At 60.6% G+C, this 4,993-nt stretch carries 5 protein-coding genes and 1 pseudogene; 2 read left to right on the forward strand and 4 right to left on the reverse strand.

The window, feature by feature from the left end; translation table 11 throughout:
• Together AC2A1N_RS04590 and chrA are read left to right on the forward strand one after the other, a co-directional pair.
• Nucleotides 1-117, forward strand: a pseudogene (locus AC2A1N_RS04590) (arsenate reductase (glutaredoxin)); the annotation flags it as partial.
• A gap of 54 nt (nucleotides 118-171) precedes the next feature.
• Nucleotides 172-1,374: a chromate efflux transporter gene (chrA, locus tag AC2A1N_RS04595; RefSeq protein ID WP_005420859.1), complete on the forward strand. Its 1,203-nt coding sequence runs from the start codon at nucleotides 172-174 to the stop codon at nucleotides 1,372-1,374.
• Between the two features lie 118 nt (nucleotides 1,375-1,492).
• Here the strand turns inward: chrA and AC2A1N_RS04600 are convergent, their stop codons facing one another.
• The 4 genes from AC2A1N_RS04600 to AC2A1N_RS04615 form a co-directional block, all read right to left on the reverse strand.
• Nucleotides 1,493-2,665 (reverse strand): serine hydrolase domain-containing protein, encoded by a 1,173-nt coding sequence (locus AC2A1N_RS04600; RefSeq protein ID WP_005420857.1) that lies wholly within the window; start codon nucleotides 2,663-2,665, stop codon nucleotides 1,493-1,495.
• 169 nt (nucleotides 2,666-2,834) lie between these two features.
• Nucleotides 2,835-3,950 (reverse strand): serine hydrolase domain-containing protein, encoded by a 1,116-nt coding sequence (locus AC2A1N_RS04605; protein ID WP_005420855.1) that lies wholly within the window; start codon nucleotides 3,948-3,950, stop codon nucleotides 2,835-2,837.
• 287 nt (nucleotides 3,951-4,237) lie between these two features.
• The gene (locus AC2A1N_RS04610; RefSeq protein ID WP_005420854.1) at nucleotides 4,238-4,606 is read right to left on the reverse strand and encodes an H-NS histone family protein; all 369 of its coding nucleotides are present in this window, start codon (nucleotides 4,604-4,606) and stop codon (nucleotides 4,238-4,240) included.
• A 189-nt stretch (nucleotides 4,607-4,795) separates the two neighbouring features.
• The coding region (locus AC2A1N_RS04615) for a hypothetical protein (RefSeq protein ID WP_484371644.1) at nucleotides 4,796-4,993 on the reverse strand (198 nt) is incomplete at its 5' end.

The following is a 4,993-nucleotide window of genomic DNA, read 5'->3' on the forward strand; positions in this document are numbered from 1 at the left end:
ACGCGCCTGTGCCGGCCTTCCGAACTGGTGCTGGATATCCTGCCGAAGCTTCCCGGACCATTCCGGAAGGAAGATGGAGAGTTGGTGGCCGAGCACAGCGGAAGCCAGGCGACCTAGTCTGGGTGCTGGGCCGGGCTGGCCGCCTTTGAGAACAACAGGAGATCCTGCCTCATGCCGACGCTCCATCCCGCAAAAAGCGAAAGTGCGTGGCGTGTCTTCATGGTGTTCCTACGACTGGGACTGACCTCGTTCGGCGGCCCGATCGCCCATCTGAGCTACTTCCGCCTCGAGTTTGTCGAGCGCCGCCGGTGGCTGACGGACCGTAGCTACTCGGATCTGGTGGCCTTGTGCCAGTTCCTGCCAGGCCCAGCCAGCAGCCAGGTTGGGATGGCGCTGGGCTTGGCTCGCGCCGGCTGGCTTGGCCTGCTAGCCGCCTGGGCAGGTTTTACCCTGCCATCGGCCGTACTGATGATCCTGTTCGCATTTGGCGTTGCTCGATACCAAGGCATCCTCGAATCCGGTTGGCTGCATGGCCTGAAGATCGTTGCAGTTGCCGTGGTGGCTCAGGCGGTATGGGGAATGGCCCGGACCCTATGCCCGGACCGTCTGAGGGCAGGGATGGCGCTCGTCGCCGCCGTATTGACGCTGGCACTACCCTCGGTCTTCGGCCAGATGGTGGTGATCATCTGCAGCGGCCTGCTCGGTCGCTGGGCGCTGAAAATCGAGCCTGCCCAGCGCCATTTAGCTTGCAGCTATCCCGTCTCGCGAAGAACGGGCACGGTAGCGCTGATGCTGTTGGTGCTGCCGCTTGTTCTGCTGCCTGTGTGGGTGGTAGCTAGTGGCTCCCCGTTGGCTGTGCTGTTGGAGGGTACGTACCGTGCTGGTGCTTTGGTCTTTGGCGGCGGCCATGTCGTACTGCCGTTGCTGCAGACTGGGGTTGTCCAAAGTGGCACGGTGACCACCGCGGATCTGCTCGCTGGGTACGGTGCGGCGCAGGCGGTGCCAGGCCCTCTCTTCACTTTTGCGGCGTACTTGGGAGCCCTGGCCGAGGGACCGCTGGGTGGCTGGCTTGGAGGCCTTGTGCTATTGGCAGTCATTTTCCTGCCAGCCTTTCTTGTGCTCGTGGGGGCGCTGCCGTTCTGGGAGGCCCTGCGCCACCGAAAGGCTTTGCAAGCTTCGATTGCTGGCGTCAACACCGGGGTGGTTGGGATCCTGCTGGCTGCGTTGTACGACCCGGTGTGGACGAGTGCGATCCATGACCGATGGGATGCAGCGATGGCGCTGGTTGCGTTCGGGCTACTGGCCCTCGCGCGTACACCGCCGATCCTGGTTGTGTTGCTGGCTGCCATGACGACCTGGGCCCTGCCACGGTAACGCCGCCAGGTCAATCAGGCGCGCCTCTGCAGCACAACATAACGTCTGCTTCTGGCCAGCAGCGGTCATTCACAATCCCTCGGTCAAGTCGATTCGCAGGACGCGACCGTGACAGGCCCTAGCTAGAGATATTTTCTCGCGCGGCGATTCTCTCGACCAGTGTATTGATCGCCGCCTCCATGGCGTGGGCAGTCTTGTCGCCGCTCTGGTTGGTGATGACGAAAATGCCAAGGTCATACTTCGGCATGATGTAGATATAGCACTGCGAGCGGGGCACACCACCATGATGGGCATAGTAGGTGCCCTTCAAGCGGTCGCCGCCGACGATGTTCCAGAAATAGCCGATGCTGAACTCGGAATCGAATTCGACGAGAGTACGGTGCGATTCCGTCACGACGGGCCCGCCGGCCAGCTGGAACTTGAGGTACTTCACCATTTCCGGAACGGTCGCCTTTACGTTCCCCGATGCTCCCCAAGGCAACTCCGGCATGGGCGAGGTCGGTACCGCGTTGTCACCGTGGTAGCCGACCGCAAGCCGGGGCGCCTCAGCATCGCCCAGCCTGATTCTGAGGTCCGCCATTGCCGCGGAATCGCGAAAGAATTCGCGTAACAGCGACTCATAGTCGCTCTTGTAAACCGTCTCCAGAATATGCGCCGCCAGTTGGGTTCCAGCACTGGAGTAGGCATAATCCTTTCCGGGCACTTGGTGAATCTCGACGGCATGCAGGTCCCTGAAGAAATCCGCCTTGCCATAGCCGGCGTAAATAGCATTGAGTTCACGAGGCGTACGCTGATCGGTGAAGTCCGCGAGCACCGTGTTCGCGCGTTCCGGCAACATGTTCGGAAGACCGCTCGTATGCGACAGCAGGTGACGGATGCGGATGGGGTCGCCCTTGTACTGCAGGTTCGGATAATCGCCGTGCAGATACTTCCGGACATCGTCGTCCAGCCCCAGCCTGCGCTCCAGGACGGCGTTGGCCATCAGGGTCCCTGCCATGGTCTTGCTCAACGAACCGATTTCGTAGAGGGTCGCGTCGGTCGGAGGGCTCAGCCTGCCGGCTTCCATGTTGCCGCGATGACGGATGAATTCCTGGCCCCGATATACGACTGCGATCGAGGTTGAGTGGAGCAACGGCTGCTGTATCAGTGTTGCGGCCACCTCATCGAGGTCCGCCCCGAGATCCTTTGCCGGCACATGCTCGCCCTTGCAGCCGGCAGCCAAGAGCACAACGGACAATACGAAGTAGTTGAGCCACCGCCCGTTTTGAACAATCCTCGAAATCGCTTGCATGCGTCTGTGCTTGAAGGGTTGTGGCAAGAACTCTCAAGATAGCCGAACACCGAGGGCCGCACACCTGTCCCTGTTCTCGCGGCGGCCGCCGCTGGCGCCAGCCAGAAGGCGTGCGTGTGGACGTCCGCTTCGGGTCGAAAGCACACGTCGTCCCGGGGCTTCGTCGGCATCAATGGGTGGAGTCGTTCGCCCGCGACTGGTAGAACTCGCCGATGCGTCGAACAAACCGCTGCGGGTTCGCACCGGCAAGATTGGTCAGCACGATCACGGCCAAGTCTTCGTCCGGGTAGACGACGAATGCCGCGCGGGCGCCGCCAATGCCTGCGACCTGGCGCGGGCGATCAGCCTTCAACACCGGCCAGCCTAAGGCCCAATCGCTTTTCGCCCCGCTGTTCAGTGGCTCTGGCTGCCACATGCGCTGGACATGTGCATCATCGATCAACTGGTCCTGCGACAGCGCAATGATCCAGCGCGACAGCTCTTCGGCCGTCGTCTGGATTCCGCCACCCGCCCACAGGCTGTAGGGCATTTCATAAATCCAATGCGACAGGCGCGCACCGTCGTCCGGTGCCAGCGAGCCCCGCGGCGACACGCTGTAGATCGTGGCGGCTCCGGCAACCAGGTCATAGCTGTCACCGAACGTGGTGGAGGGCATGCCCGCCACATCGAACTGTCGCTGCGTCACGAATCGCTCGTACGGTTGCCCGCTCAACTTGACGATGATCCGCGACAGCAGGCCGTAGTTGGTCTGGTTGTACGAAAACTGTTCGCCTGGCGATACCTCCAGAGGCCGAGCCTCGACCGCGCTCCATGCCTCCGGCTCCGTCGCACCGCCAAAGGCCCCCTGCGAGTCGATGATCTCCGGAAGGCCTGATGTATGCCCCAGCAGCTGCCGGATCCGCACCCCACGCCAGGTCGCGGGCACATCGTCCAAATAGCGTGACAAGGGGGCGTCCAGGTCCACCCGTCCGTCCTGGACCAGTTGCATCATGGCTACGCCGGTGAACGACTTGGTGGCCGAGTTGATCGGAAACAGCGTCTTGCCGGTAACAGGCACCCGGTTCTCGACATTGGCGAACCCGTAGTTCTCCAGCAGCACTACTTTCCCATATTGCACCACTGCCAACTGGAGGCCCGGAATCCGGTGCTCCTGCATGGCCTGCTGGATGAAGGCCCTGGCCTTGCTGTTGGCTGCCTTAAGAGAACCGGCCGCAAGCGCCTGGGCTGGAAGCCATGCCGACAGGGCAACGGTCAGCAAGGCGGTGCGCAAGAGTGCAGGCAGCATAGATTTCCCTGGGCCAGGTCGTCTGGAAAATGGATTGGCGAGTGCCGACGGAACCGATGCCGGCCGGCAACCTTAGGCCCAGGCACCCGGGCACGACAGTGCAAAGAGTCATGCTCACAATAAGGTGGAGCGCCTGCTGTTCGCCCGCTGTCACATCAACTGCGACTAGCTGAAATCTTTGATCGCCTACCTGGCAGGGTATTCCGCGCACCAGCATCCTGTTCGATCTGATGACTAATGATTCTCAGGACCTGCTGCGGTAACGGTGTACGGCTGCCCCGCTATCACTACTTGATCAGGAAGTCATTCAGTGATTTTCCGCTTGCTACCAGCTCGGCTATCCATCGCGGTTGCCGCCCTCGACCGGACCACGTCTGGCCGCGCACTGCAGGATTACGGTACTTGGGAGCGATCTTGGGCACTGTCGATTTGGCAGACCTCCGATCACCTCGCTTCTTGGCGGTTTCGGAGGGCACGATCACTGAAGCGCCGTACAGTTCCTCTATCGTGTAGCCATGATCCTTGACGTACTTATTGATCTTGGCGCGCATCGCTGTGGCCTTAGGGCGTGACAGCACTTTGGACTGCTGCTTCTCCGCCTGAGCAATCAGTGAGCGAAGTTCCTTGGCCGTAAGGCCGCTGATATCAATAGTCATGAATTCTTCCCCGGTGTCGAGGCCCTAGCCTATGCTCAAATGACATTGCGTGTCACTCCATGTCCACTATGAGTCGCTCAATCTCAGGGTCGACTACTAAAAAGTGGATCGTGTTAGCTACTCTCTCACTGCACATGATTTTCACGTGGCATATGGACCTGAGGACTAAAGACGCGCCGTGAGTGATTGCTATGGCGTCGCCAAGAGTTCTTTGAGATCGCCAGTTTGAGGCATTGGATGAATCGACGTTAGACTCAAGCGCTTTCCGTAGCAGATCAGGGAGGCAAGGCGCATAACCGTGAGATCAATTCCCTTCATTGTCGCTGCCGCGTTGGCGGGAACTTCGCTGGCTGCAGATGCTTCTGAGGATAACCTCCATAGAGATCC

The organism is Stenotrophomonas maltophilia group sp. SKK55 (assembly GCF_057179845.1).